Consider the following 3,027-nt stretch of genomic DNA (forward strand, 5'->3'; position numbering starts at 1 on the left):
CACCGTGGGGGACATTGATGAGGAGCCGCACGAACGGGAGCTCACGGGGCCTGTCCACCACGCCACCGCGGGGGACAACCCTCTGTCCACCACGCCACCGTGGGGGACATTGATGAGGAGCCGCACGAACGGGAGCTCACGGGGCCTGTCCACCACGCCACCGTGAGGGACAACCCTCTGTCCACCACGACACCGTGGGGGACATTGATATTCAGTTCGTGGGGCCATCGGCCGTCCCCTCAGAATACGAGGCGAATGGCGTTCACAACCGCGCTCGCGGGAACGTGTGGCCGCCACACCAGGCCCCTCGCGGCGGCACTGACGGTGGCGGTGACACCTCGCCTTCCGAGGCCGACGGAACCTGCCGCCACAGACAGGAATCGCAGGCCGCAGGCCGAAGTAGACGGTTCCATCAGAAAATGAACCTTTCTCAAGTCGAGCAGAGACCGATGCACAACATGCAAGAGAACCCATCCCGCTGGATCACCTCGGCCGTCGGTGGCGCCGCCATCGTTGCCGGACTGGCCGGCGCCGCCGAGATGGCGATGCGCCGCCGGGGTGACGCCGACATCCACATCGATACCGACGCCGCAGGCAATCTCGTGAAGCGCGAGGTCTCGAGCGGGCACGTCGTGCTCACCGCCAGCCTGCCCTTCGTCAATCGCGGACGCCAGCAGGGCTGCGTGCTCGATGCCACGGCGCGCCTGCTGCCGGACGGAGACCGCTATCGCGGGCTCGATTTCGAGGTGAAGGTCAGCAACTCGCTCCTGCCTAGAGACGACGGCTACTTCGAAGCCATCATGTACAAGCAGGGCGACCCCCTTCGGCTCGACATGGAGATCCACGTGCGCGGAGAGGGCGACGTCCTGCAGCGGCTGCGCGACCTCGAGCACTTCATCCTTGAGATCAAGCACTCGTTCTACATGCGCAGCCCCCTTGCGCATCGCCGCACCGAGTTCACCTACCGCGTCAGCCGCGCCCGGGACGGCGAGTCCGCAACCGTGCTCACCGCCTCTCCCACGCACGCCGGAAGCACCAAGGCAGAAGGGTCCGCAGACAGCGCAGACGGCACGCGCATCGCCGTCCTCGAGCGCGAGTCGCCGTCCGAAGACGCCCCTCGGGCCTCGAAGCGCGAGCGCGTGGTGGGCGTGGCGCAGCCCGTCCGCACGCACATCCTCACGCCGCGAGACCGCTTCGCGGAGGTGGTGGAGCGATACATCGTGCCGCAGGCGAAGCCGGGCGACCTCGTGGCCATCGCAGAGAGCGCACTTGCCATCATGCAGGGCCGGCTCTACCACGTGGAAGAGCTCCAGCCGCGCTGGCTCGCCCGCAAGGCGTGCCGCATGATGGGCGCCGACTCGAGCCTCTCCACGCCGTACGGCATGGAGATGGCCTTCCGCGTGTGCGGAACGGGTCGCATGGTCGCTGCCCTCGTGGCAGGCGTCGCCGGAAAGCTGGTGGGCCGGTCGGGAGACTTCTACCGCGTGGCGGGGGAAGACGTGGCCACCATCGACGACGCGTCGGGCACCCTGGCCCCCTTCGACAAATACGTGGTGCTGGGTCCGGTCGACGTCCGCGAGGCGGTCGACGAGATCAAGCGGCGGTTCGGTCTCGAGTGCGCCGTGGTTGATGCAAACGATCTGAAGAAGGTCGCCGTGCTGGCGGTCACCGACCCGAGCCTGCGCGATCTCGTCGTATCAGCGCTCATCGACAATCCCCAGGGCAATGCCGGCGAGCAGACCCCGGTGGTTCTCATCCCGCGTTCGTAAAACGCCACGGTCTGAAGGGAACCACGCCGAGCACTCGCGAACATAGCCAGACCCTTGAACGCGGCACGGTGACAGCCGAACCCTCCGCGGACGCCTGTCGCCCCTGAACCACCACAGACTGACGGGGCTGGAGTCGAAGAGCAGAACGTGAGCACCTTCGTCGGAAGCAGCAACTCGCGTTACTTCGTTGGCGTTTTAGAGGGGGTTCTTCTCTACACGCGCGACGGCGCGATACAGTGGGAGATGGAGCTCCCCTTCGACGTGTTCACGCTTCTCGGCGTCGGCACGAACGGGCACGTCTACATCCACGCGCCAGATGGGGTGTTCGTCTACGACCACAGCGGAAACACGGTCGAGAGCCCCATAAAGCGCTGGTCGCGCGCATCGATGGGCTCTGCGTCCTCCCAGCTCTCGAAGGTGGCGATGTCACCCGAAGGTCGCAGCATCTGCCTCGAACGGGCAAGCCTGCAGACCCGCGTGACGCAGAAGATCTTCGAGTTCCTCTCGGCGAACAAGTCCAATCCGGACACCACCAGCCACGAGCTCATCTTCTACAACCTCGTCGATGGCACCGACTCTTCGTTCTACAAGTGCACGGCGTCCACGAAGAATCCCCAGAAGTTCCTGTGGGAGATCTCGAGCGACTTCACCTGGATCGTGATGGCCGAGCCGGAGAAGAGCGGCAACAAGATCCGCCTCGAGGTGGTTCATGTCCCCTCACAGACCGTCTACCACAGCTTCGGTCTGGGGAACAGCCGGATCCACGCGCTGAAGGTGAGCCGGGACGGCACCGCGCTGGTCGATGCCTCCAACGAGAACGAGCGCGAGCTAATCCTGGTGACGATCGAGGGAGAGCAGTACCGTCTCACTCCACCCGCCGTCGACTATGACATTATTCACCTGGGCCGCGACTTCGTGGCCATCCGGACGCGGCCGACCCCGTTCCTGCTGATCAAGAGCTTTGACGATCGGCTCAAATCACAGGCCGATCTGCGTCCGCTGGAGCAGCTGAAAATCGAGTTCGATTTCTCGTTCAATGAGCGCGACGGCCTTGATCTCATCGCCTACGTCGACGGCCAGTTCAAGATCCAGCACTCGAACGTGGAATTCCTGGAGACCGACGCACATCGGTGGAAAGACATCGCAAAGGCGCAGGAGACTGCGGCCGCCGAGCTTCTCTACCCGCGCCGAGAACCAGAACCTTCCAGGGTCGAGCGTCCTGCCAGGCTCGCATTCGAGCCTTCCGCCCCCACCGAGC

At 64.9% G+C, this 3,027-nt stretch carries 2 protein-coding genes; both read left to right on the forward strand.

From position 1 onward, the window contains the following. Nucleotides 1-449 precede the first annotated feature (449 nt). A complete protein-coding gene (locus tag EB084_22730; GenBank protein ID NDD31081.1) occupies nt 450-1,769 on the forward strand; it encodes a hypothetical protein in 1,320 nt (439 codons plus the stop codon). A 147-nt stretch (nt 1,770-1,916) separates the two neighbouring features. Beyond that, a partial coding sequence (locus EB084_22735; protein ID NDD31082.1) for a hypothetical protein occupies nt 1,917-3,027 on the forward strand: 1,111 nt, incomplete at its 3' end.

The organism is Pseudomonadota bacterium (genome assembly GCA_010028905.1).
Lineage (GTDB): Bacteria > Vulcanimicrobiota > Xenobia > RGZZ01 > RGZZ01 > RGZZ01.

Coding starts and splice junctions, on each gene's coding strand:
- EB084_22730 (NDD31081.1), top strand. CDS start 450: ATGCACAACATGCAAGAGAACCCATCCCGCTGGATCACCTCGGCCGTC.